The organism is Streptomyces sp. NPDC003016, assembly GCF_053591455.1.
Genome location: NZ_JBSFTV010000016.1, coordinates 133,475 through 156,091, shown reverse-complemented (window position 1 = coordinate 156,091; position 22,617 = coordinate 133,475). Strand labels below are relative to the sequence as shown.

The window sequence follows — 22,617 nt, the reverse complement described above, 5'->3', positions numbered from 1 at the left end:
GCGCGCCCGAGCACACCGTCGACCCCGAGGTGCACCGCATGATGGGCGGCGACGGCACGTACTGGCCCGTCGCCCGGGTCGTGTACGGCCGTCACCGCTTGCCACCCACATAATGGGCTCATACATCGGATGTCTGAGTGACCGGGAGACCCACCGTGGCCGTCACCGACGAGGCGATCGAAAAGATCAAGGAAATGATCGTCTCGGGGGCCCTGGGCCCCGGCGACCGCCTCCCCAAGGAGAGCGAGCTCGCCGCCGAGCTGGGCCTGTCGCGCAATTCGCTGCGCGAGGCGGTGCGGGCGCTGTCGCTGATCCGGATCCTCGACGTACGGCAGGGCGACGGCACGTACGTCACGAGCCTCGATCCGCAACTGCTGCTCGAAGCGATGAGCTTCGTCGTGGACTTCCACCGGGACGACACCGTGCTGGAGTTCCTCGCCGTACGCCGCATTCTGGAGCCCGCCGCCACCGCGATGGCCTGTTCCCGGATCACCGAGGCGGAACTGGACTCACTGAGCAGTCAGTTGGACGGCCTGGGAACGGCTCCCTCGGTCGAGGAGCTGGTCGCGGGCGACCTCGAATTCCACCGCCGTATCGTGCAGGGCTCCGGCAACTCGGTGCTGTGCTCGCTGCTCGACGGGCTCTCCGGGCCGACGACCCGGGCCCGGATCTGGCGCGGGCTGACCCAGGAGGACGCGGTCAGCCGGACGCTGCACGAGCACCGCGCGATCCTCGCGGCGCTGCGCGCCCAGGACGCGGAGGCGGCCAGGGCGTGGGCGACGGCGCACATCGCGGGCGTCGAGCAGTGGCTGCGCTCCACTCTCTAGTACGTCCTCCAGCACGTCCTCCCGTAGGTCGGAGCTCCTCCGCCCGGCCGATCTCGAATGATTCGGCGGGCGCAGGGCACGCTCTCCGCGTGCGGCAGCCGCCACCGGGTCCGCCCGGTCGTATACGGGGGCTGCGACCGGACCTGCTGGACGCCGTAAGGTTGATACGTGCACAAGAGAACTTCGGAAGGAGGCACTGGGTGATCGAGCTCGAGGGGGTTCCCGAGCTGATCGACCCGGTCATGGTGGCCGCGTTCGAGGGCTGGAACGACGCCGGCGACGCCGCCTCCACCGCGGTCGCGCACCTGGACCGGGAGTGGAAGGGCGAGGTCTTCGCGGCGCTCGACGCCGAGGACTACTACGACTTCCAGGTCAACCGGCCCACGGTGTTCCTGGACGGCGGGGTCCGCAGGATCACGTGGCCCACCACCCGGCTCTCGGTGGTGCGGATCGGCGGTGACAAGCCCCGTGACCTGGTGTTGGTGCGCGGCATCGAGCCCTCCATGCGCTGGCGTTCGTACTGCAACGAGATCCTCGGCTTCGCGCACGAGCTGGGCGTCGAGATGATCGTGATCCTCGGCGCGCTGCTCGGCGACACCCCGCACACGCGGCCGGTGCCGGTCAGCGGCGTGACGTCGGACGCGGACCTGGCGCGGACCATGGACCTGGAGGAGACCAGGTACGAAGGCCCCACGGGCATCGTCGGAATCCTCCAGGAGGCGTGTACGCACGCGGGCGTACCGGCGGTGAGCCTGTGGGCCGCCGTGCCGCACTACGTCTCGCAGCCGCCGAACCCGAAGGCCACGCTGGCGCTCCTCAACCGCCTCGAAGACCTCCTCGATCTGCGGATCCCGCTGGGCGAACTGCCCGAGGACGCGCGGGCCTGGCAGGTCGGCGTGGACCAACTGGCCGCGGAGGACAGCGAGGTCGCGGAGTACGTGCAGTCGCTGGAGGAGGCGCGGGACACCGCGGAGCTTCCCGAGGCGTCGGGCGAGGCCATCGCCCGCGAATTCGAGCGGTACCTGCGGCGGCGCGACGGCGGACCCGGCGCGGGGCCCGGCACCGGCCCCGGGCACGCCACGGACGGTGGCGAGGGCAGCGGCACGTACCTGCGGGAGAACTCCGGCGGCCGTACGCGGCCTCCCAGGCCGCCGCGCGCGGAGCCCGGCGCCTCGGAAGGCACGGACGGTACGGACGGCGCGGACGACGCCTCGGAGGAGTAGCGGAGCAACTGCCGCCGCTCCGGGCCGTGGTGACGCCCTGACGCCCGCGTGAAGCGGCAAGGCGCAACGCAACCGCCCCTGGTCCCCTTCGGGAGGGGGCCAGGGGCGGCGGGGCGGAAAGCGACTACAGAGCCACACCCAGCAGGGCGTCGACGGCACGCGACACCACACCGGGGGCACCCTCGTCCGTACCGCCGTCGGACGCCTGACGTGCGGCCCAGCGGTCCACGGCGGCGAGTGCGGCCGGGGCGTCGAGGTCCTGGGAGAGCGCCTCGCGGATCTCCTCGACCACGGCGTCGGCGGACGGCCCGTCGGGGCGGGAGACGGCCGCGCGCCAGCGCCCGAGCCGCTCCAGGGCGTCTTCGAGCGCCTGGTCCGTCCACTCCCAGTCGGCCCGGTAGTGGTGGGCGAGCAGGGCGAGGCGGATCGCGGCCGGGTCCACGCCGTCGCGGCGCAGTTTCGACACGAAGACCAGGTTCCCCTTGGACTTCGACATCTTCTCGCCGTCCAGGGCGACCATTCCGGCGTGTACGTACGCCTTGGCGAACGGGTACTCGCCGGTCAGCGCGTGGGCGTGGGACGCCCCCATCTCGTGGTGCGGGAAGGCGAGGTCCGATCCCCCGCCCTGCACGTCGAAGCCCATCCCCAGGTGGTCCAGGGCGATCGCCACGCACTCGATGTGCCAGCCGGGCCTGCCCCGGCCCAGCGAGGCGCCGTCCCAGCTGGGCTCGCCGTCACGGGCGGCCATCCAGAGCATCGGGTCGAGCGGGTTCTTCTTGCCGGGCCGCTCGGGGTCGCCGCCGCGCTCGGCGGACAGCAGTCGCATCGCCTCGGCGTCGAGCCCGGAGACCTCGCCGAAGTGCGGGTCGGCCTCGACGGAGAAGTACACGTCCCCTTCGAGCTCGTACGCCGCGCCCGCGTCCCGCAGCCGCTCGACGAGCGGCACGATGCCGGGTATCGCCTCGACGGCGCCGATGTAGTGCCGCGGCGGAAGCATCCGCAGGGCGGTCATGTCCTCGCGGAACAGCGCGGTTTCGCGCTCCGCGAGTTCGGTCCAGTCCTGTCCGTCGCGGATCGCCCGCTCCAGCAGCGGATCGTCCACGTCCGTGACGTTCTGGACGTAGTGAACCTGCCGCTTGGTGTCGAGCCACACGCGCTGTACGAGGTCGAACGCGTTGTAGGTCGCCGCGTGACCGATGTGGGTCGCGTCGTACGGCGTGATGCCGCAGACATAGATACGGGCGACGGGACCGGGGTCGAGGGTGATCAACCCACTGGTCGCGGTGTCGTGGATCTGGAGGTCGCGGCCCTTGCCAGGCAGGGCGGGGACCTCAGAAGCGGGCCAGGCATACATGCCTTGAGCGTAACCGGACGCAGGTTCCGGATACGAACCGGATACGGAAACGTGTCCGGTAAGCCACTCTTGCGCAGGCGCACCGACCGACCGCACCGGGGCCGGGCCGGGACCGAACCGGGACTAGACCGGTGGCCACGGAATGGCCGGCCACTCCCCGCTCGGCTCCGGATGGCGGGCGGCCGTGCGCAGCGCCGTCACACGGTCCCGCAGCGCCTCCACCTCCACCGGGGTGATCAGTTCGGCCATACGGGTGGCGAGCGGGCCTCCCGGCGCCAGTTCCTCCGACAGCCGGGCCAGCACCTCGACGGCCTCCGCCGTCAGCGGCTCCCCCGCCCAGCCCCACAGCAGGGTGCGGAGCTTGTCCTGCGCGTGGAAGGTGACGCCGTGGTCGATGCCGTACAGCTTCCCGCCCGCGGCCGGCAGCAGGTGACCGCCCTTGCGGTCGGCGTTGTTGATGACCGCGTCGAGGACCGCGAGGCGGCGCAGGCGCGGGTCGTCGGCATGGACGAGAAGCGCCGTGCGCCCCTCCCCCACCTCGGCGAAGGCGATCGCCTTCCAGCCCTCGGCGGGCTCGTCGTCCTCGACCAGGGCCAGCAGGCCGCCGTCGGCCCCTTCCGGGTCCGTCTCGATCCACAGCTGGCACATGCCCTCGCCGTACGGACCGTCACGCAGCACGGTCGGCGGCACCAGGCCCCACCCCGTCGCCTGCGAGATCTCGTACGCCGCGACCTCGCGCTGGGCGAGCGTGCCGTCGGGGAAGTCCCACAGCGGCCGCTCGCCGGCGACCGGCTTGTACACGCAGGACGCCGTCACGCCCTCGTACTCGATGCCGCAGTGGAGCACCGCGTTGGACGCTTCACCGACGCGCCCGCGCACCGTGAGCCGCCCCTTCACCAGCACGGTGAGGAGGTCGTCCGCGGCGGTCACGCTCCGCGGCGGTATCCGTTCTGACGCGGGCATACGTGTCCCTCCGGGTCGAGCGGCAGGCTGCACAGCGGGCACGGCGGCCGGCCCGCGTTGACAACGTCGAGGGCGCGCTTGGCGAAGGCCCTGGCCTGCGCGCCGCTGAGCCGGACCCGCAGCATCGGCGGGCCGTTCTCCTCGTCCTGGAGCAGACGTTCCTCGGCTTCCGCGAGATCCTCGTCGGTCTCCACGTCCAGCTCGACGAGGGCCTGCGCCTCGATGATCATGCGCTGTTCCTGGCCGTCCCAGGCCAGCGCCATGGTGCCGACGCGGAACTCCTCCTCGACGGGGGCGTCCAGCGGCGCGCTGTCGGTGACTTCGGCGGGGGCCACGGCCGGCACGGGGGCGCTGCCCCCGGTGCGGCGTACCACTTCGTCGAGCAGCTCGTCGATCCGTTCGGCGAGCGCGGCCACCTGGGCCTTCTCCAGGGCGACGCTGGTGACACGGCCGGCCGCGGATGCCTGCAGGAAGAACGTACGGCGTCCAGGCAGCCCGACCGTACCGGCCACAAAGCGGTCCGGCGGGTCGTAGAGGAACACCTGACGGGACACGTTCTGTCTCCCTTGAAATCGTCTGTATGCGCGGTCTGGGGCGCGTCCACCCTACTGCGCGGAGCGATCACGGTGCGCCCGCGCCGCCCCCTACGGCCGCGTCTCCGTCACTGCCGCTTTCCCGCGGCGCCAGCGAGGCGAGGTCCCCGGTGTCGCCGAGGCGCACGAGAAAGGGGCGGAGCCCGGTGTACCGGATGGCCGTCAGGGAACACGGGTCTACGTGAATCCGCTGGAAGAGGTCAAGGTGAAGGCCCAGTGCGTCCGCGACGACGGACTTGATGATGTCGCCGTGCGAGCACATCACGTAGACGGCGTCCTCGCCGTGCTCGGCCTCGATGCGCGCGTTCCAGTCCCGTACCGCGTCGACCGCGCGCGCCTGCATGGCGCGCATCGACTCCCCGCCGGGGAACGTGACGGAGGAGGGGTGCTGCTGCACGGCGGCCATCAGGGGCTCGTCGGAGAGCTCGGCGAGCTTGCGGCCCGACCAGTCGCCGTAGTGGCACTCGCCGATCCGCTCGTCGGTGTGCAGCGGGAGACCGGGCCGCGCGTCGAGCAGCGGCTGGAGGGTCTGCCGGCAGCGTTCCAGGGGGCTGCTGACGGCGGCGACCAGCGGCAGCTCGGCCAGCCGGCCGGGAAGAGCGGCCGCCTGGGAGGCGCCGCGCTCGTCGAGCGTGACACCTGGCGTCCAGCCGGCGAGCAGCCCGGCGGTGTTGGCGGTGGAGCGTCCGTGGCGTACGAGGATCAGCGTGGCCATGACGGCCAGCCTAGGCGGAGGAGGGCTCCAGGGTGCGCCCGGGGCCGTACCGGGGGAGAATGCGCGCCGTGATCGTCGACTGTGCCATCTACCGGGAAGGGTGCCGCACTGAGGGCCCCTCCGACTTCTCCGACGCCCTCTCCGAGGCGCGGGCCGCCGGAGACGCCTTCCTGTGGATCGGGCTGCACGAGCCCACCGAGAAGGAATTCGATCTCGTGAGCAGCGAGTTCGGCCTGCACCCGCTGGCCGTCGAGGACGCCCTGTCGGCCCATCAGCGGCCCAAGCTGGAGGTGTACGACGACTCGCTCTTCGCGGTGCTGAAGCCGGTGCTCTACGAACCGGAGAGCGACACCGTCACGACGGGCGAGCTGATGGTCTTCGTGGGCGACTCGTTCGTGGTGACGGTGCGGCACGGCGAGGGGGCGCCGCTGGCCGCCGTGCGCCACCGCCTCGAAGCCGATCCCGGCGTTCTGCGGCACGGCCCCACCGCCGTCCTGTACGCCGTGAGCGACGCCGTCGTCGACGACTACATAGAGGTCGGCGCGGAGCTCCAGACCGACCTGGAGGAGCTGGAGGCGGAGGTCTTCGCACCGAACGGCGGAGAGTCCAAGAACACCGCTTCGCGGATCTACACGTTCAAGCGGCAGGTGCTCGAATTCCGCCGCGCGACCGTGCCGCTCGCCCAGCCCATGCTGCGGCTGTCGAGTCCTGGCCTGCCGTTCGTCGACGAGCACGCGCAGCCGTTCTTCCGGGACGTCAGTGACCACCTCACCCGCGCGAACGAGCAGGTGGAGGCGCTCGACCGGCTGCTGTCCGACATCCTGTCCGCGCATCTCGCGCAGATGAGCGTGCGGCAGAACGACGACATGCGGAAGATCTCGGCGTGGGCGGCGATGGCGGCCGTCCCCACGATGGTCGCGGGCGTCTACGGCATGAACTTCGACCACATGCCCGAGCTGAAGTGGGTGTGGGGCTACCCCGCGGTGATCCTGCTGATGGTGGTGTGCGAGGTCGGCCTGTACCGCCTGTTCAAGCGCCGGGGCTGGCTCTGACGGAGGGCCGCCGTGCCGGTCGGACGGATTCCGGCGGCGGAGGCCGCCGGGCCTCCCAGCGCGTCGTGCCGTCGCGGCGTCGTCAGGCCGGCCCTGCGTCGCCGGCCGCCGAGGCGCTCGTACGCGTACATGGCGTGCGTAGGCGTACATGGCGTGGATTCCCGCCGTGAGGGCGGCGGACCGGGACCCGGACCGCTTCAGGACGCGCCCCGAGCGGGCCATGACGGCGGGTCCGGCGTCCCGGTGGACACGGCTCTCCGCCACGGCGCACTCGCGCAGGACCCGCCGGACCGTACGGCCGGGTCCGGCACGGGCCGGCCGGAACAACTCCTCGTGGCAGGAGGCGAGGTGGTTCTCCTCGTCGCGGCTGATCATCCTGAACGGCCTGCCCACCTCGGAGTGGCCGCCGAAGTGCTCGACCAGCATGCCCGTCCGGCCGGCGGCCCGCTGCTCGGTCACCCGGCTGTGCGCGAGGTGGACGAGGACCTCGTCCTCGGTCAGCGGCTCGTCGCGGCGCAACGTGCCGTGGGCGAGGCCGAGCCGTCGAGGGCTCCTGGAAAGGGCTTTGGGACGAGAGCACCACTGACACCTCCGTGCAGGCATCCGCAAGGAGCAAGTCAATTCCGCTACGGAACGGCAGGCGACAGCTGCGCCCGTCAACACGGTCGGAAGGATGAACCCCCGGGCGGCGCGGACGCGTAACCCCACCGGCCCGTACGGCGTTGTTGTGCATGACGGCCGTGGCGGGGAAGACCCCCGAGCCCCCACCACGGCCGCGGACTTTCCTTCCGTTTCCCCGCGCCGGCTCCCCGCCCCGCCGGGTTACGCGAGACCCGCCCGCTCCAGAGCCTCGGTGCCGGCGCGCAGGGCCGTGATCCGCTCGTCGAGCGTGAACCCGGCGGGGGCCAGCGTCAGCGTCGTCACTCCGGCGGCCGCGTAGGCCGCCATCCGGTCGGCGATCCGCTCCACGGAGCCCAGCAGGGTGGTCTGGTCGATCAGCCGGTGCGGGATCGCGGCGGCGGCGCCCGCCTTGTCGCCGGACAGGTACCTGTCCTGGATCTCGGCGGCTTCCTTCTCGTAGCCCATGCGCTGCGCCAGCCGGTTGTAGAAGTTCTGCTCGCGGCTGCCCATGCCGCCGACGTACAGCGCGGTGTACGGACGGAACAGGTCGGCCAGCGCGTTCACGTCGTCGCCGACCGCGAGCGGCAGCGTGGGGCAGACGTCGAAGTCCTCCATGGTCTTGCCGGCCTTCTCCCGGCCCGCGCGCAGGTACTGGATCGCCGTGTCCTCGATGTGCTCGGCGGAGGGGAAGATCAGCAGGGCGCCGTCGGCGATCTCGCCGGTCTGCTCCAGGTTCTTGGGGCCGATCGCGGCGATGTAGAGCGGGATGTGCTCGCGCTGCGGGTGGACGGTGAGCTTCAGCGGCTTGCCGGGGCCGCCGGGCAGCGGCAGCGTCCAGTGCTGCCCCTCGTACGACAGGCGCTCGCGGGTCATGGCCTTGCGGACGATCTCGACGTACTCACGGGTGCGGGCCAGCGGCTTGTCGAACTTCACGCCGTACCAGCCCTCGGAGACCTGCGGGCCCGAGACGCCGAGTCCGAGGCGGAAGCGGCCGCCGGAGAGGGAGTCGAGGGTGGCGGCGGTCATCGCCGTCATGGCGGGCGTACGGGCCGGGATCTGGAAGATCGCGGAGCCGACGTCGATGCGCTCGGTCTGCGCGGCGACCCAGGAGAGGACGGTGGCGGCGTCCGAACCGTAGGCCTCGGCGGCCCAGCAGACGTCGTAGCCGAGCCGGTCCGCTTCCTGGGCGACGTCCAGATTGTCGCCGTCCGTCCCCGCGCCCCAGTAACCGAGGTTGATGCCGAGCCGCATGCCACTCCCCTTACTGATCAGTAACGTACCTGTGCGGGGACTCTAGCGCGCGAGGCCCCGATCCGTCAGGGCGCGGAGGGCGGGCACTCGGGTGCCGGTTGTCCACAGGTCACCTGCCGGGCGGCCCCCGGCCAGTAATCTCGCGCCATGGAGCAGAGGCATCTCGGCCGCACGGGCCTGCGCGTATCGAGGATCGGGCTCGGCACTCTCACCTGGGGGCGGGGCACCGACGAGCACGACGCCGCCGATCTGTTGAAGGCATTCTGGCGCGCGGGCGGCACGCTCGTCGACACGGCGGACGTGTACGGCGACGGAGACGCGGAGCACCTGCTCGGACACCTCATGGAGCGGCTCGTTCCGCGGCGGGACCTGGTCATCGCGACCAAGGCGGGCAGCGTGCCCGACCCCGACCGGCGCTTCGACGGCTCACGCGGCCATCTGCTGGCGGCGCTCGACGCGTCGCTGGCGCGGCTCGGCACGGACTACGTCGACGTGTGGCAGGTGCACGCCTTCGACCCGGCGACGCCGCTCGACGAGACGCTCCAGACGCTCGACATCGCGGTCGGCAGCGGCCGGGCGCGGTACGCGGGGGTGTCCAACTTCTCCGGGTGGCAGCTGGCGAAGGCCGCCACCTGGCAGCTCGCCGCGCCCGGTGTGCGCACCCGGCTCGCCAGCACACAGATGGAGTACTCGCTGCTCCAGCGGGGCGTGGAGCGGGAGGTACTGCCGGCCGCGCTCGATCTGGGGGTCGGGCTGCTGCCGTCGTCGCCGCTCGGCCGGGGCGTGCTCACCGGCAAGTACCGGCACGCCGTACCGCCCGACTCGCGCGGTGGGTCGGAGCAGCTGTCGGGGTTCGTGGCGCCCTATCTCGGCGACGCGGCGAGCCGGATCGTGGACGCGGTCGCGACGGCCGCGGACGGGCTGGCCGCGACCACGCTCCAGGTGGCCCTCGCCTGGGTCCGGGACCGGCCGGGCGTGGTGGCCCCGATCGTGGGCGCGCGCAACGCGCAGCAGCTCACGGAGGCATTGTCAGTGGAGACGCTTAGTCTTCCGGATGAGATCTGCCGGGCGCTCGACGACGTGTCGGCGCCCGTGCACCGCTACCCCGACCAGGACTGGAGCACGCTGTGACTGCGCTTCCCCGGGGGGCAACCCCCGGACCCCCGGCCGAAGACCGCGACACCACCGCGGCGGACGGCGCCGGCCCGACCGCCGATTCCGCGGTCCCGGCGCCGGGAGCCGCGGTGGGCGGTGCGACGGACGACGCGACGGAAACCGACGGGGGCCCTGCGCTCACCGGCGAGGACGCGGGAGCCGGCGCCGGAGAACCGGCGGACGGTGCCGGTGCCGGTGCAAGTCCGGTGGGCGCCGAAGGGCCGTCGAGCGAGGGCGAGGCCGCTGCTGAGACCGGCGGTGCGCCGCAGTTGTCGGAGGCCGAGGCGGAGATCGCCGCCCAGCGGGCGTTGCGGGAGAAGATCGAGCAGCGCAAGGCCGAGAAGACCGCGCCCGTCGAGGCCGGTGCCAAGCTGAGCGGGCAGGCCGCCGAGCTGCTCGCGGCGGTACGGGCCGTGGAGAGCGGCGCGAAGTCCGGGGACGCGTTCTTCGCCTCCCCGGCGCCCGCGCCGCACCGCAGCGCGCCCGGGCCCGGCCCTGTCGCGGCCGCGCCGGTACGGGCTGCCGAGCCCGCCCCCGCCGCACCGGAGACCGTGGCGTCCGTACGGGCCGTACTGGCCGAGGGCGGTGCCCCCGAGGCACTGGCCGGGCCGGTCGCGGGCGTGCTCGGGGAGCAGGCCGGGCAGGTGCTGCGCGACGACCCGTGGCAGCTGCTGTCCGTGCCCGGGGTGCGGCCCGAACAGGCCGACGGATTCGCGCGCGCCCTGCTCGGCGCCGAGTGCGGCCCCGGCGACCAGCGACGGACGGCGGCGCTCGTCGGACGGCTCCTGGAGCGGGCGGCGGTCCGGGGCCACACCGCCCTGGAGTCGGGCGCCGTCCGCAAGGCACTGAGCGAACACCAGGTGCCCGACCCGGACGAGGCCATTCAGAACGCGGTCGCCGAGGGCGTGGTGCTGGCCTTCCAGGACGGCGCCCAAGGCGGCGCGGCCGACGAGCCCGCCGACGGCGAGGCGCCTGTGGAAGTCCTGCTGGGGCTCGACCGGTACGCCCTCGCCGAGGAAAGCCTCGCCGAGGGCCTCGCCCGACTGGCCAGTACGTTCGACGGCGAGGCGGCGGAAACGGCCGGCTGGGACGTCGGCGGCGTCCCGCCCTCCGCCGCCGAACTGATCCGCGCCGTCGCCGTGAACGGCCTGGTCGCCCACAGCGGCGGCGAGGCCGCCCGCGCCGAACCGGCCGCGCTGGTCGCCGCGGCGCGCGGCCTCGGTCTGCGGGCGTACGCCGCGTCGCACAGCGCCGACGGCCGCCGGCGTCTCGCCGCCGCGCTCGACGACGCGTCGGCCTCGGTCACCGTCTCCGGCCTGCTCGCCGGGGTCGAGGGCCCCGGCCGGGACGAGGACGGCGCGTTCGTCCTCGATCTACTGGTCGTGCTGGACGCCCCGCAGCTGGACGTGGAGCGCGCCGCGGTCCTCGTGGAGTCGCTGGCGGACGGCACCCGGTTCGTCCTCAGCGGCGACCCGAACATGCTGCCGTCCGCGGGCGCGGGCCGGGTCTTCGCGGACCTGCTGGCCTCCCGCGCGTGCCCGCACATCGTCTCGCGTACGCCCGACCCCGGCCCGATCGGCGAGCTGGTCTCCGGTGTCGGGATCGGCGAGCTCAACCAGGTCGAGGCGCCCGGCAAGGAAGTGGTGATCGTTCCGGTCCGTGAGGCCGGGGAGGCCGTGCACCGGACCGTCCAGCTGGTCGCCGACTCGGTGCCGCGCGCCTTCGGGGTGTCCGCCGCGCAGACCCAGGTGATCACCCCCGGGCACGGCGGTTCCGCGGGCACCCGCGCGCTCAACGCGGCGCTCAAGCAGCGGCTCAACCCCGGCCCGGGCCGGTTCGGCGGCTTCGACCCGGGAGACCGGGTCGCCCATGTCCCGGCGCCCGGCAGGACGCTGCCCGGCACGGTCGTCTCGGCGGACGCCGACGGCCTCCACCTCGACTGCGAGGGCACGCCCGTCGTCGTACCGAAGGACCGGGTGGAGACCGAGGTGCGGCACGCCTGGGCGCTCACCGCGCACCAGGCGACCGGGATGCGGTGGCCCGCGGTCGTGGTGGTCCTGCCCGGTGACGCCGCCCAGGCGCTGAGCCGCCCGTGGATCTACACCGCGTTCAGCCGCGGGGAGCGGCACCTGTCCGTGGTCCACGGCGTCGACCAGGCACTGCCCCGCGCGGTGGCCGAGATCCCGGACCGGCCCCGCACCACCCGTCTGCGCACCTTGCTCCAGCCCCCCGCCGCACGACCGGACGAGCAGCAGGGCGAGCAGCCCGCCCCCTAGGGATGCGGCGGAGGCCGACGGTCAGCGCTGGTCGTGACCGTCGGCCTCGTCCAGCTCGTCGTCGAAGACGGAGCTGACGTCGAAGCGGCACACGACCCGCTGCGGATCGGCCTGCTCGAAGGGTGCGTTCAGCCACTCCCCGGGCTCGGGCAGGTCTTCCGCTGCGGCGACCCACAGCGTGGAGTCGCCCTCCTCCAGCCCGAACTCCTTGTGCCGGGAGGCGATTTCGTCCGGTTCGTACTCACCGAAGAGCACGCCCAGGGCGGCATGGACGCTGCCGCCGACGATCGCCGCCGTACCGCCCCGCTCGTCGGCGTCGAGATCGGCATCGGCATCGGCATCGGCATCGGCATCGATCATCGGGCCGTCGACGTCCGGGTCGAGATCGGCGATCCGCTGTGCCTGGGCGAGCAGCCGTTGCGTCTCCACCACCGCGTAGTCGCGACGGATGAGGACGGTCACCGCATTGGGCTCCTCGGGCCCGGTGTACGGCGGCATGGAGTCGTCCGACCCCGGGATCTCGAAGGGTGTGACCTCGTCGTACCGGTCGTAGAGCCGCTCGTCGTACGCCTCGGCGGCCGCGGCGAGCTCGTTGAACGCGTCGTAGACGGCCGGGTCGTCGTCCCCGGTGCGGCGTTCGACCGCGTCGAGGTGACGGTCGAGCGCGGCTTTGACCGCCTCGGCGGCGGCGCGTACCTCGGCAGCGGTGGGATGCGCAGCATCAGACATAGTGCAGACGCTATCCGTACTGGGGCTCTGCCCGCACAATAGCTACGCATCCGACGCTGAGGCGACCTGCGGAAATTGCAGGCTTACCCTTCTGATCAGGCAAAACGCCCAACCTTCATCTCCCCCGGCTTCACACAGCTTCCTGCTGTCATGTGTACGGCATACGCACGGCCGTGCAACGGCCCCCTCTCTGAGCCGAGGCAGATGCGAAGGCGCCGCGTACGTCCTCGATGTCGGGCCGGTCCTCAGGGGCGTAGCCGAGCATCGCCTCGACTGTCCTGCCGAACGCGCCGAGCAACTCGAAGCTCCGCCGCTCGCCATCGCGGCGTAGACGATGACCTCGAGATGTCGGCGTCGGTCTCCTTCCGCCATGCCGGGAGGACGGGAGGCCGGGCCAGTCTGCGCCGCAGCCCGGCTTGGAATCCTCGGAGTGCTCGTACATCTGCGCTGTCCAGCACGCTGTCACGGCCCGCCACCGCAGCGAGGCGCCCGCCGCGAGGTCAGGATGCGGGAGTTCGACCTGGGCTGGGTCGTGTGGGCCGCGCCCGCGCCGCTGGAGCGTGACCCCCAGACCGGACAGCGGCGACCGCCAGCCGAGATCGGGGACGCGTGCGGGGTCGTGGACCGGCGCACGGGTGAGCCGACGGTGTGGCCCTCGGTGCGGTGCCGGTCGAGGAGTCGTGGGGATGTACCGGCAGAAGCACGGCGGCGGTTCGGCCCCGGCGGAGGGCGGCCGTCCGGTGACCGGCCCGGGCAACACCGCCGTCTTCACCTGCACCGACCCGGCCACCGGCGAGGAAACCACCCTCTTCCGCAACTCCGGACCCGGCCTCCCGCCGTCCGAATACCAGGCGGCGGGCGAGCTGCGGCGGATGGGCGTACCCAACGAAGACATCCTCGCGACCCACACCGGCCTGCGCCCCAGCCTGCTGCCCGGCGGCTACACCGCCGAACTCCCCACACGTACAGGAACGCCGTCCTCTCCTGCACCCAGACCTACGGCGCCCGCCCCGAGACCCGCGCCGAGGGCATCGCCGGACCGATCCAGCACGTCGAGACGGTGCACCAGGTCGCCGGCCAGCAGCCACCGCCCCGCCCCCACCGCACCCCGGTCCCCGCACACGTACCCCCCTTGAGCGACCACGGCCAACGGGCCCATCCACGAACCGGCTTCTCCGGCTGTCTCAGTCACGGCACGGAGCGAACAGCTCGGTACGGCCCTGGGTGGACGGGGACGGCCGCGATGCGCACGAGCTGCCATGACGCCAGACACCTGCGCGCACCTGTGGCCGGACAGGCTTGACGACTTGATGACTTGATGAGGTTGCGGACGCGCTCGACGGAGGCCGTAGAGCGGTTTTGAACGCACCTGGAGCGATGCAAGATCCATAGCAGTGTGTACGCCATGTGTACTGCACGCTCCGGCCAGCTCGGGCCCGCAAACGATACGCGGCCCGTGACCAGGATTCCTGCCCGATCAGGGCCGTTGCTGCTCCAGGCCGCTGCCCGCACAATGGATGAGATGCCGGAATACGAATTTGTCGACGTGTACGTACCTCGCGGGGTCTCCCGCAAGGACGCGACCCGTCTGCTGACCGACCACGCCGAGTACGGACACTGGGAGTTGGACCGACTGAGTCTGCACCGGGACGGCAGCCGCCGCGTGCGGCTGCGCAGGCGGATCATCCGCCAGCTTCGCGCCACCTGGTGAAGACGGAGCGGGCCCCGCGATCGCGGGGCCCGCTCCGTTTCGTGCCGGTCCTGCCGGTACTTTTTCCCGCGTTACGCCGCGGAACGTGTCCTGCGGTACAGCACCGCACCTGCCAGCAGCAGCCCCGCCCCGGCCGGGACGACCAGGCCGAGCGGAGCGCCGGCGCCGGTCTGCGCGAGCGCTTCGGTGCCCTTGGGCTGGGTGACGGTCTGGGTACCGGGGCCGTTCGGAGTGCCCGGCTTGCCGGGCTCCCCGGGCTCTCCCGGCTTTCCCGGCTCCGCGGGCACGTCCGGCTTCTCGGGGTCTTCCGGCGCGCCCGGGTTGCCCGGCTCACCCGGGTTGCCCGGCTCCCCGGGGTTACCCGGCTCACCAGGCTCTCCCGGATTGCCCGGCTCACCAGGCTCTCCCGGCTCCCCGGGATTGCCCGGCTCTCCCGGCTCCCCGGGGTTACCCGGCTCGCCCGGCGGCTCCTCGGGGCCCGGTCCCGGCGGAGTCCCGGTGGAGTCGTTGCCGCAGCCGTTGTTCACGGCGGGGTTGGCGAGGCCGCCGACGGTGATGCTGTTCCCGCAGACGTTCACGGGTGCGTCGACCGGCGCCTGGACCTGGTTGCCCGAGCCGACACCGGGTGAATTGCTCGCGTGCCCCTCGGCCGCCGCTCCGCCCCCGTTGTGGTTCTTGCCGGGCTTCGAGCCCCTCGATCCATTGGCACAACGGTTGCCGACGGCGGGATTGAGCACCCCGACCACATTCACGGTGTTTCCGCACACATTGACCGGGGCGTGCACGGGAGCCTGCACGGAATTCCCGGACAGCACGCCCGGGGAATCCGACGCGGACCCTCCGGCCCCCGAGCCGGCGTGCGCGTTCCCACCGCCCACAGCCAGCAGACCGCTCGCGGCCGCCATGGTGATCAGGCTGTTTCTCGTTACCTGACGCATTCGTACGTTCCCCTGACTTTTACCTTCACCGAATGCCCACGGGACGTTGCCGACCGCAGGCCGAATACCCAGCGGCCCCGGAGTGCATGGCGCGCACTCCGGGGCCGCCCGGGACTTCAGACCCTTACGGGTTCATGCCCAACGTCACTTGTTGATGCAGGTGTTGCCGAAGGCGGGGTTCAGCACCCCGATCACGGAGACCGTGTTGCCGCACGCGTTCACCGGGATGTGGATCGGGGCCTGAACGACGTTGCCCGAAAGCACGCCGGGGGACCCGACAGCAGCACCCTGGGCACCCGAGTCAGCAACCGCCATACCCGCGCCGGCGAGAACCAGACCACTAGTAGCAGCCGCAGCAGCGACGACCTTCTTGATCATTACTTTTCCTCCTTGTTGGCAAATGCGGTTCAGCCGCGAACCACACCCCTCGTAACGAAGGGAAAGCAATTGGGCTACTAGCGTATGGTCGCATTCACTCTTTTCGGTTGAATAGCACACTCGGCCGATTATTTGGATTTTCGTTTCAGCAGTTGTCCAGGAAACGGTCCAGGACGCGCACGCCGAACTTCAGCCCGTCCACCGGAACCCGCTCGTCGATGCCGTGGAACATTCCGGCGAAGTCCAGCTCGGGCGGCAGCTTCAGCGGCGCGAAGCCGAAGCAGCGGATCCCGAGGTCGTCGAAGGACTTGGCGTCGGTGCCGCCGGAGAGCATGTACGGGACGGCGCGCGCGATGGGGTCCTCGGCCCTGAGCGCCACCTGCATCGCGTCGACGAGGTCCCCGTCGAAACTGGTCTCCAGGGCCTTGTCGCCGTGCACGTCCTCGCGCCGCACGCGCGGGCCGAGGACCCGGTCGAGGTCGGCGAGGAACTCGTCCTCGTACCCGGGCAGGAAGCGCCCGTCGACGTGCGCGGTCGCCTGCCCGGGGATCACGTTCACCTTGTAGCCCGCGCCGAGCATGGTCGGGGCGGCGGAGTTGCGCAGCGTGGCGCCGATCATCTTCGCGATGCCGCCGAGCTTGGCGAGCGTCGCGTCCATGTCCTCGGGGTCGAGCGGGGTGCCGAGCGCGTCCGAGAGCTCGTCCAGGAAGGACCGTACGGTCCTGGTCATCCGCACCGGCCACTTGTGCCGCCCGAGCCGCCCCACGGCCTCGCACAGCTCGGTGATCGCGTTGTCGCTGTTGGTCATCGAACCGTGGCCGGCCGTGCCGTCCACGGTGAGCCGCATCCAGTGCATGCCCTTCTGCGCCGTCTCGACGAGATACAGCCGCAGGTTCTCGTTGACGGTGAAGGAGAAGCCGCCGACCTCGCCGATGGCCTCCGTGACGCCGTCGAAGAGGTCCGGGTGCTTGTCGACGAGATGCCGGGCCCCGTACGTGCCGCCCGCCTCCTCGTCGGCGAGGAAGGCCAGCACGATGTCGCGCGGGGGCTTGCGGCCGCTGCGCATCCTGTCGCGTACGACCGCGAGGGTCATCGCGTCCATGTCCTTCATGTCGACCGCGCCCCGGCCCCACACGCAGCCGTCCGCGATCTCCCCCGCGAAGGGGTGGTGCGTCCAGTCCTGGGCGTTGGCCGGTACGACGTCGGTGTGCCCGTGGATGAGCAGTGCGGGCCTGGACGGGTCCTCGCCCTCGATCCTGGCCACGGTGGAGGCCCGTCCCGGGTGGGACTCGAAGATCTGCGGTTCGAGCCCCACCTCGGCGAGCTTCTCGGCGACGTACTCCGCCGCGGCGCGCTCTCCCGGTCCCGAGTGGTCCCCGTAGTTGCTGGTGTCGATCCTGATCAGGTCACGGCAGAGATCGACGACCTCGTCCTCGCCCGGAACCGTCCGGTCCGTCTTCGACTCGCTCACGCTGCTTCCTCCCACTGGCGTTGCTGGTGGCCGCCCTCATCCTCCCGCTGCCGGTCCGGGGGTGTGATCAGGGGGTCTGAATGTTTGCTATGGTTTTCCACGTCGGAACGGCCCGGGGCCGCGAGACAGACACCTTGTCCGGGTGGCGGAATGGCAGACGCGCTAGCTTGAGGTGCTAGTGCCCTTTATCGGGCGTGGGGGTTCAAGTCCCCCCTCGGACACCAGCGAAGAACCCCCAGTGGAACTGGGGGTTCTTCTGTTTTCAGTGCCCTCTGGCGATCCACTCCTGGAGGTGCGGGGCCTCCGCCCCGATGGTGGTGCCGTCGCCGTGGCCGGTGCGGACCGCCGTGTCCGGGGGCAGGGTGAGCAGGCGGTCGCGGATCGAGTCGACGATCGTGGGGAAGTGGGAGAAGGACCGGCCGGTGGCGCCGGGGCCGCCGGCGAAGAGGGTGTCGCCGGTGAAGACGGTGGCCAGCTCCGGGGCGTACAGGCAGACCGCGCCGGGGGCGTGTCCCGGGGTGTGCAGGACGGTCAGTGTGGTGCCTGCGACGGTGAGGGCCCGGCCGTCGGTGAGTTCGCCGTCGGGAGCGCGGTCGGGGTGGGTGTGCTTCCACAGGGGCAGGTCGTCGGGGTGGAGCAGGATCGGTGCGCCCGTGGCGGCGGCGAGGGCCGGTGCCGCGTCGATGTGGTCGTTGTGGGCGTGGGTGCAGACGACGGCGCGCAGGGTGCGGCCGCCGAGGGCGGTCAGGATGGCGTCGGCGTCGTGGGCGGCGTCGATGACGATCGCCTCGGTGTCGTCGCCGACGATCCAGACGTTGTTGTCGACCTCCCAGGTGCCGCCGTCGAGGGAGAAGGTGCCGGAGGTGGTCAGGTGGTCGATGCGTGCGGATGCGGAGGTCATGCGAATTCCACCACCGAGCGCAGTACGTCGCCCTGGTGCATGCGGGTGAAGGCCTTCTCGACGTCGCCGAGGCCGATGGTCTCGGTGACGAAGGCGGCGAGGTCGATACGGCCCTGCTGGTGCAGGTCGATCAGCATCGGGAAGTCGCGGGAGGGCAGGCAGTCGCCGTACCAGGAGGACTTGAGGGCTCCGCCGCGGCCGAAGACGTCGATCAGGGGGAGGTCGAGCCGCATGTCGGGGGTGGGGACGCCGACGAGGACCACGGTGCCGGCCAGGTCGCGGGCGTAGAACGCCTGCCGGTACGTCTCGGGGCGGCCCACCGCCTCGATGACCACGTCGGCGCCGAATCCGCCGGTGAGTTCGCGGACGGCCTCGACGGGGTCGGTGGAGCGGGAGTTGACGGTGTGGGTGGCGCCCATGGTGCGGGCGGTCGCCAGTTTGCGGTCGTCGATGTCGACCGCGATGATCTTCGATGCGCCCGCGAGCCGGGCGCCCACGATCGCCGCGTCGCCGACCCCGCCGCAGCCGATGACGGCGACCGAGTCGCCGCGGCCGACCCGGCCGGTGTTGACGGCGGCGCCGATGCCCGCCATGACGCCGCAGCCCAGCAGGCCGGCGACTGCGGGCGAGACGGACGGGTCGACCTTGGTGCACTGGCCGGCCGCGACCAGGGTCTTCTCGGCGAACGCGCCGATGCCGAGCGCCGGGGACAGCTCGGTCCCGTCGAGCAGGGTCATCTTCTGCCGGGCGTTGCGGGTGTCGAAGCAGTACTGGGGGCGGCCGCGCAGACAGGCCCGGCACTGGCCGCACACCGCACGCCAGTTGAGGATGACGAAGTCGCCGGGGGTGATGCCGGTGACGCCTTCGCCGACCGTCTCGACGATGCCCGCCGCCTCGTGGCCGAGGAGGAAGGGGAAGTCGTCGTTGATGCCGCCCTGCTTGTAGTGCAGGTCGGTGTGGCAGACGCCGCACGCCTGGATTCTCACGACGGCCTCGCCGGGGCCGGGATCGGGGACCAGGATCGTCTCCACCCGCACCGGCTCGTTCCTCCCCGGGGCGATTACCCCCTGGACCTGCTGTGTCATACGTGAACTTCCTTCCTCGCGCGTGGAGTAGTGGAATACGGGCACCGCATCCGCACCGTACTCGCTCTACAGACCGGCGTCGTAGACCCGCTGTCCGCCCACGTAGGTGCCGGCGACGCGGGTCTCGGCGATCTCTCCGGGCGGTGCCGCGTACGGGTCGCGGTCCAGCACCACCAGGTCGGCGAGGGCTCCGGCGCGGACGCTGCCGGTGTCGTCGAGGTGGTTCACATGGGCGGAGCCCGCCGTGTACGCGGCGAGGGCTGCGGTCAGGCCGATGCGCTGGTCGGGGAGGAAGGCGGGTCCTGTGCCGCCCGGCGCGATCCGGTTGACCGCGGTGTGGACGCCGTGCAGCGGGTCGGGGCTGCTGACCGGCCAGTCGCTGCCCGCCGCGAGGGTGGCGCCGGAGCGCAGCAGCGCCGCGAAGGGGTACTGGTGGCCGGCCCGCTCCGGACCGAGGAAGGGGATGGTCAGTTCGTCCATCTGCGGTTCGTGCGCGGCCCACAGGGGCTGGATGTTGGCGGTGGCGCCGAGTTCCCGGAAGCGGCCGATGTCGTCGGGGTGGACGACTTGCAGGTGGGCGAGGTGCGGGCGGGTGTCCCGCCGTCCGTTGGCGGCGCGGGCCGCTTCGATCGCGTCCAGGGCCTCGCGTACGGCGCGGTCGCCGAGGGCGTGGAAGTGGGTCTGGAAGCCGAGGGCGTCGAGTCCGGTGACGTACCGGCACAGGTCGGCGGGGGCGATGAAGCTGGTGCCGCGGTTGGCCGTGGCGCAGCCGCAGCCGTCCAGGTACGGGGCGAGGAGGGCGGCGGTGCCCGTCTCGGCGACTCCGTCCACCATGATCTTCACCGATCCGGCGCGGAACCGGCCGTGGCTCAGCTCCTCGCGGCGGGCGACGAGCCCGGGTATCTGCTCGGCGCCGCGCTCGCGGTCCCACCACAGGGCACCGGTGACGCGGGCGGTGAGCGATCCGTCGCGGGCGGCGGCGACGTACGCGTCGGAGGGGTCGTCCATCGCGCCGAAGGTGCCGACGATGGCGTCCTGCCAGGCGGTGATGCCGTACGAGTGGAGCAGCCGCTGGGCGCGGAGCAGGGCGGCGAGCCGGTCGGCGGGTGTGGAGGGCGGGGTGAGGCGGGCGACCAGGTCCATGGCGCCCTCCTGGAGGAGGCCGGTGGGCTCGCCGTGGGCGTCCCGTTCGATGCGGCCGTCGGCGGGGTCGGGGGTGGTGCGGTCGATGCCGGCGAGGTCCAGGGCGCGGCTGTTGGCCCAGGCTCCGTGGTGGTCGCGGTTGGGGAGGTAGACGGGCCGGTCGGGGACCACGGCGTCGAGCAGGTCCTTGGTGGGGCTGCCGCCTTCGAACGCCTCCATGGACCAGCCGCCGCCGGTGATCCACTCCTCTTCGGGCCGGGACTGGGCGTACGCCCGTACGGCGGCCACGGTCTCGGCGGCGGTACGGGCACCGGTCAGGTCGCACTGGGCCAGTTCCAGGCCGGCCGAGACGGGGTGGATGTGGGCGTCCTGGAAGCCGGGGAGGAGTAGTTTCCCGGCGAGGTCGACGACTTCGGTCTTCGGGCCGATGAGGTCGCGGACCTCGTCGTGGCCGACGGCGGTGACGCGGTCGCCGGTGACGACGACGGTGGTGGCGCGGGTGCGGGCGGCGTCCAGGGTGAGGACGGGGCCGCCGGTGAAGACGAGGTCGGCGGGAGAGTGGTGGGCCATGTGCGGTTCCCCTCGGTCGGGAGTGGTCAGGCGGGTTCGGTGGGGGTGGGGGCTGTGCTGGTCTGTCCGGTGGCGAAGTACGGGGACTTGCGGAACCACTTCGCCCAGGCCGCGGCCACCACTCCGCCGAGCAGCATGAGCCCGGGACACAGGAGCATGAACCATCCGTTGTCCGGGCTGACTTCGAAGTGGTCGGCGGAGGTGCAGAACGTCCAGCCGAGGTAGCCGCCGAGGCCGAGCAGAACGGCGTACTCGAAGGCCAGCAGGTACTTCTGGAGGTTCGCGGCGGACCGGGTCCCGGTGACGGCGGTGAGGGTGACGGCGATCAGGACCAGGATGCCGAGGGAGGTGGACTGGGCGGTGGAGTCCGGGTCCAGGCGCAGTCCCGCGACGGTGCGCAGGCCCGCCTCGCCGGCCAGGTGCAGCAGGGCGGAGCCGGTGACGGCCGTGGTGTAGGCGAGGAAGACGACCGTGGCGACGACGCCGATCCAGCCGGCAGGAAGCCGAACCAGGGGTTGAGGGAGCGGCCGACCCAGGCGTAGCCGTTGCCCATGCTGGGCTCGTCCTTGTTGAGCCGGGTGTACGCGCTCGCGGTGACGCCCAGGCCGATGCCGATGCTGGTGGTGGCCGCGGTGGAGGAGGCGATGGCGATGCCGTCCAGTACGCCGAGGCTCTTCCTCAGGGGTGCGGGACCGGTCGCCGGCCGCCCGGGGGCGGGCGGGCCGACCCGGTGGGGGGTGCGTGAAACCGTCATGTCGCTCCTTCGCCGGGGGCTCGTCCGTCGGCCCCGCCGGCGGCACATCGAACTCTTCGGGGACTCCACACGTCAACGGCGTTGTCATAAGGTGCGCGCATGAGTGAGCGAGTGGTGGCGGAGCGGGCCCGGCGGCGCAGGCGTCCCACCAAGCAGGGCACGGTCCTGTCGGAGCGCCTGATCGTGGACACCGCGCTGCGGCTGATCGGGGAACACGGGGCGGCGGCGCTGACGGTGCGGCGGCTCGGCGCGTCGCTGGGGGCCGACCCCAGCGCGCTCTACCGGTACTTCCGGGACACCGACGATCTGCTGCTCGCGGTGGCGGACGAGCTGATCGGCCGTACGCTGCGGCGCTTTCGGCCGAGCGGCGAGTGGCGCGCCGACCTGCGCACGCTGGGTCTGATGATGCACGCCGACTACCAGGCGCATCCGCAGGCGGCGATGCTGACGTGCGCGCGGGTGACGGGGCGGGCGAACGAGATCCGGGCGGTGGAGACGATCCTGGGCGTCCTGCGCCGGGCCGGGTTCCCGGACACCGAGGCGGTGCGGATCTACCACGTCTTCGTGGACCAGACGCTGTCGTTCGCGGCGCTGGACGCGGCGACGCTCGCGCTGCCGGCGGGGGCGCGGGAGGCGGAGGAGCGGGCCTGGCGGGGGACGTACGCGCGACTGCCGGAGGACAGCCATCCGCACATCGCCGCGACCGCGCGGGTGCTGGTGGCGGAGATGGGGCACAGCGGGTATCCGGCCGCGCTGGAGATGGTGCTGGCGGCGGCGGAGGCCCGGCTGGGGGCGGTTCTTCCCCCCGCCCCGCCCGCTTCCACCGCCCCGCCCGCTTCCACCGCCGGGGCTCCGCCCCGGGCCCCGGTCCGTGAACGCCGGACGGGCTGAAGCCGCCCGGCGACTT

The 22,617-nt window shown here is 72.2% G+C and carries 21 protein-coding genes, 1 tRNA gene and 1 pseudogene; 9 read left to right on the top strand and 14 right to left on the bottom strand.

All coding sequences use genetic code 11. The features are described 5' to 3' along the window. Nucleotides 1-155 precede the first annotated feature (155 nt). Both ACWDZ4_RS16475 and ACWDZ4_RS16470 read left to right on the top strand, forming a co-directional pair. On the top strand, nt 156-827 hold the full coding sequence (locus ACWDZ4_RS16475; protein WP_451509080.1) for a FadR/GntR family transcriptional regulator: 672 nt from the start codon (nt 156-158) through the stop codon (nt 825-827). Between the two features lie 200 nt (nt 828-1,027). Next, complete coding sequence (locus ACWDZ4_RS16470; protein ID WP_451509079.1) at nt 1,028-2,050, top strand: PAC2 family protein; 1,023 nt, start codon at nt 1,028-1,030, stop codon at nt 2,048-2,050. A 124-nt stretch (nt 2,051-2,174) separates the two neighbouring features. Here ACWDZ4_RS16470 and mshC read toward each other — a convergent pair whose 3' ends face one another. From mshC to ACWDZ4_RS16450, 4 genes are all read right to left on the bottom strand, one after another. Continuing rightward, on the bottom strand, nt 2,175-3,404 hold the full coding sequence (gene mshC / locus ACWDZ4_RS16465; protein ID WP_451509078.1) for a cysteine--1-D-myo-inosityl 2-amino-2-deoxy-alpha-D-glucopyranoside ligase: 1,230 nt from the start codon (nt 3,402-3,404) through the stop codon (nt 2,175-2,177). A gap of 123 nt (nt 3,405-3,527) precedes the next feature. Continuing rightward, nucleotides 3,528-4,367, bottom strand: coding sequence for an SCO1664 family protein (locus ACWDZ4_RS16460; protein ID WP_451509077.1), 840 nt, complete (start codon nt 4,365-4,367; stop codon nt 3,528-3,530). After that, entirely contained in the window at nt 4,331-4,921 is a 591-nt protein-coding gene (locus ACWDZ4_RS16455) for a DUF3090 domain-containing protein (protein ID WP_093801625.1), read from the bottom strand. The genes ACWDZ4_RS16460 and ACWDZ4_RS16455 overlap by 37 nt, the downstream gene beginning before the upstream one ends. Before the next feature lie 67 nt (nt 4,922-4,988). Then, nucleotides 4,989-5,675, bottom strand: a complete 687-nt coding sequence (locus tag ACWDZ4_RS16450) for a histidine phosphatase family protein (protein ID WP_451509076.1) — start codon at nt 5,673-5,675, stop codon at nt 4,989-4,991. A gap of 59 nt (nt 5,676-5,734) precedes the next feature. Here ACWDZ4_RS16450 and corA point away from each other — a divergent pair, with 59 nt between their 5' ends. Next, nucleotides 5,735-6,727, top strand: coding sequence for a magnesium/cobalt transporter CorA (gene corA / locus ACWDZ4_RS16445; RefSeq protein ID WP_451509075.1), 993 nt, complete (start codon nt 5,735-5,737; stop codon nt 6,725-6,727). A 35-nt stretch (nt 6,728-6,762) separates the two neighbouring features. Here corA and ACWDZ4_RS16440 read toward each other — a convergent pair. Together ACWDZ4_RS16440 and ACWDZ4_RS16435 are read right to left on the bottom strand one after the other, a co-directional pair. Beyond that, a pseudogene (locus tag ACWDZ4_RS16440) lies at nt 6,763-7,267 on the bottom strand (ferritin-like domain-containing protein); the annotation flags it as partial. Between the two features lie 282 nt (nt 7,268-7,549). Then, the gene (locus tag ACWDZ4_RS16435) at nt 7,550-8,599 is read right to left on the bottom strand and encodes an LLM class F420-dependent oxidoreductase (protein WP_451509074.1); all 1,050 of its coding nucleotides are present in this window, start codon (nt 8,597-8,599) and stop codon (nt 7,550-7,552) included. 147 nt (nt 8,600-8,746) lie between these two features. Here ACWDZ4_RS16435 and ACWDZ4_RS16430 point away from each other — a divergent pair, with 147 nt between their 5' ends. Continuing rightward, complete coding sequence (locus tag ACWDZ4_RS16430; RefSeq protein WP_451509073.1) at nt 8,747-9,730, top strand: aldo/keto reductase; 984 nt, start codon at nt 8,747-8,749, stop codon at nt 9,728-9,730. Next, nucleotides 9,727-12,030, top strand: coding sequence for an ATP-binding domain-containing protein (locus ACWDZ4_RS16425; RefSeq protein ID WP_451509072.1), 2,304 nt, complete (start codon nt 9,727-9,729; stop codon nt 12,028-12,030). Before ACWDZ4_RS16430 ends, ACWDZ4_RS16425 begins: the two co-directional genes overlap by 4 nt. A 21-nt stretch (nt 12,031-12,051) precedes the next feature. Here the strand turns inward: ACWDZ4_RS16425 and ACWDZ4_RS16420 are convergent, their stop codons facing one another. Continuing rightward, nucleotides 12,052-12,759, bottom strand: coding sequence for a hypothetical protein (locus ACWDZ4_RS16420; protein WP_451509071.1), 708 nt, complete (start codon nt 12,757-12,759; stop codon nt 12,052-12,054). A gap of 686 nt (nt 12,760-13,445) precedes the next feature. On the opposite strand from ACWDZ4_RS16420, the gene ACWDZ4_RS16415 reads away from it, so the two are divergent. Beyond that, nucleotides 13,446-13,895 carry a nucleic acid/nucleotide deaminase domain-containing protein gene (locus tag ACWDZ4_RS16415; protein WP_451509070.1) on the top strand — a complete coding sequence of 150 codons (450 nt, stop codon included), beginning with the start codon at nt 13,446-13,448 and terminating at the stop codon, nt 13,893-13,895. Between the two features lie 386 nt (nt 13,896-14,281). Continuing rightward, entirely contained in the window at nt 14,282-14,470 is a 189-nt protein-coding gene (locus ACWDZ4_RS16410) for a DUF5703 family protein (protein WP_093801618.1), read from the top strand. Between the two features lie 71 nt (nt 14,471-14,541). Here the strand turns inward: ACWDZ4_RS16410 and ACWDZ4_RS16405 are convergent, their stop codons facing one another. The 3 genes from ACWDZ4_RS16405 to ACWDZ4_RS16395 all read right to left on the bottom strand — a co-directional run bounded on the left by ACWDZ4_RS16405 (nt 14,542) and on the right by ACWDZ4_RS16395 (nt 17,257). Further along, on the bottom strand, nt 14,542-15,408 hold the full coding sequence (locus ACWDZ4_RS16405; RefSeq protein WP_451509069.1) for a chaplin: 867 nt from the start codon (nt 15,406-15,408) through the stop codon (nt 14,542-14,544). 144 nt (nt 15,409-15,552) lie between these two features. Next, nucleotides 15,553-15,786, bottom strand: a complete 234-nt coding sequence (gene chpH, locus ACWDZ4_RS16400; protein ID WP_451509068.1) for a chaplin ChpH — start codon at nt 15,784-15,786, stop codon at nt 15,553-15,555. Nucleotides 15,787-15,931: 145 nt separating this feature from the next. Further along, nucleotides 15,932-17,257, bottom strand: coding sequence for a M20/M25/M40 family metallo-hydrolase (locus tag ACWDZ4_RS16395; protein ID WP_451509067.1), 1,326 nt, complete (start codon nt 17,255-17,257; stop codon nt 15,932-15,934). A gap of 136 nt (nt 17,258-17,393) precedes the next feature. On the opposite strand from ACWDZ4_RS16395, the gene ACWDZ4_RS16390 reads away from it, so the two are divergent. Continuing rightward, a tRNA-Leu gene (locus tag ACWDZ4_RS16390) sits at nt 17,394-17,481 on the top strand. A gap of 38 nt (nt 17,482-17,519) precedes the next feature. Here the strand turns inward: ACWDZ4_RS16390 and ACWDZ4_RS16385 are convergent. From ACWDZ4_RS16385 to ACWDZ4_RS16370, 4 genes are all read right to left on the bottom strand, one after another. Continuing rightward, nucleotides 17,520-18,158, bottom strand: a complete 639-nt coding sequence (locus ACWDZ4_RS16385; protein WP_451509066.1) for an MBL fold metallo-hydrolase — start codon at nt 18,156-18,158, stop codon at nt 17,520-17,522. Beyond that, nucleotides 18,155-19,243 (bottom strand): S-(hydroxymethyl)mycothiol dehydrogenase, encoded by a 1,089-nt coding sequence (locus tag ACWDZ4_RS16380; protein WP_451509065.1) that lies wholly within the window; start codon nt 19,241-19,243, stop codon nt 18,155-18,157. The genes ACWDZ4_RS16385 and ACWDZ4_RS16380 overlap by 4 nt, the downstream gene beginning before the upstream one ends. Nucleotides 19,244-19,309: 66 nt before the next feature. Beyond that, nucleotides 19,310-20,956, bottom strand: a complete 1,647-nt coding sequence (locus tag ACWDZ4_RS16375) for an amidohydrolase (protein ID WP_451509064.1) — start codon at nt 20,954-20,956, stop codon at nt 19,310-19,312. A 26-nt stretch (nt 20,957-20,982) separates the two neighbouring features. After that, entirely contained in the window at nt 20,983-21,786 is an 804-nt protein-coding gene (locus tag ACWDZ4_RS16370; RefSeq protein ID WP_451509063.1) for a hypothetical protein, read from the bottom strand. Nucleotides 21,787-21,809: 23 nt separating this feature from the next. On the opposite strand from ACWDZ4_RS16370, the gene ACWDZ4_RS16365 reads away from it, so the two are divergent. Beyond that, complete coding sequence (locus tag ACWDZ4_RS16365; protein ID WP_451509062.1) at nt 21,810-22,601, top strand: TetR/AcrR family transcriptional regulator; 792 nt, start codon at nt 21,810-21,812, stop codon at nt 22,599-22,601. The last annotated feature ends 16 nt before the right edge of the window (nt 22,602-22,617 follow it).

Bases quoted from the DNA above. Each gene is read 5' to 3' on its own strand.
- mshC (WP_451509078.1), bottom strand. From the start codon at position 3,404: ATGTATGCCTGGCCCGCTTCTGAGGTCCCCGCCCTGCCTGGCAAGGGC.
- ACWDZ4_RS16460 (WP_451509077.1), bottom strand. From the start codon at position 4,367: ATGCCCGCGTCAGAACGGATACCGCCGCGGAGCGTGACCGCCGCGGAC.
- ACWDZ4_RS16450 (WP_451509076.1), bottom strand. From the start codon at position 5,675: ATGGCCACGCTGATCCTCGTACGCCACGGACGCTCCACCGCCAACACC.
- corA (WP_451509075.1), top strand. From the start codon at position 5,735: ATGCGCGCCGTGATCGTCGACTGTGCCATCTACCGGGAAGGGTGCCGC.
- ACWDZ4_RS16435 (WP_451509074.1), bottom strand. From the start codon at position 8,599: ATGCGGCTCGGCATCAACCTCGGTTACTGGGGCGCGGGGACGGACGGC.
- ACWDZ4_RS16430 (WP_451509073.1), top strand. From the start codon at position 8,747: ATGGAGCAGAGGCATCTCGGCCGCACGGGCCTGCGCGTATCGAGGATC.
- ACWDZ4_RS16420 (WP_451509071.1), bottom strand. From the start codon at position 12,759: ATGTCTGATGCTGCGCATCCCACCGCTGCCGAGGTACGCGCCGCCGCC.
- ACWDZ4_RS16415 (WP_451509070.1), top strand. From the start codon at position 13,446: ATGTACCGGCAGAAGCACGGCGGCGGTTCGGCCCCGGCGGAGGGCGGC.
- ACWDZ4_RS16410 (WP_093801618.1), top strand. From the start codon at position 14,282: ATGCCGGAATACGAATTTGTCGACGTGTACGTACCTCGCGGGGTCTCC.
- ACWDZ4_RS16405 (WP_451509069.1), bottom strand. From the start codon at position 15,408: ATGCGTCAGGTAACGAGAAACAGCCTGATCACCATGGCGGCCGCGAGC.
- chpH (WP_451509068.1), bottom strand. From the start codon at position 15,786: ATGATCAAGAAGGTCGTCGCTGCTGCGGCTGCTACTAGTGGTCTGGTT.
- ACWDZ4_RS16385 (WP_451509066.1), bottom strand. From the start codon at position 18,158: ATGACCTCCGCATCCGCACGCATCGACCACCTGACCACCTCCGGCACC.
- ACWDZ4_RS16380 (WP_451509065.1), bottom strand. From the start codon at position 19,243: ATGACACAGCAGGTCCAGGGGGTAATCGCCCCGGGGAGGAACGAGCCG.
- ACWDZ4_RS16375 (WP_451509064.1), bottom strand. From the start codon at position 20,956: ATGGCCCACCACTCTCCCGCCGACCTCGTCTTCACCGGCGGCCCCGTC.
- ACWDZ4_RS16365 (WP_451509062.1), top strand. From the start codon at position 21,810: ATGAGTGAGCGAGTGGTGGCGGAGCGGGCCCGGCGGCGCAGGCGTCCC.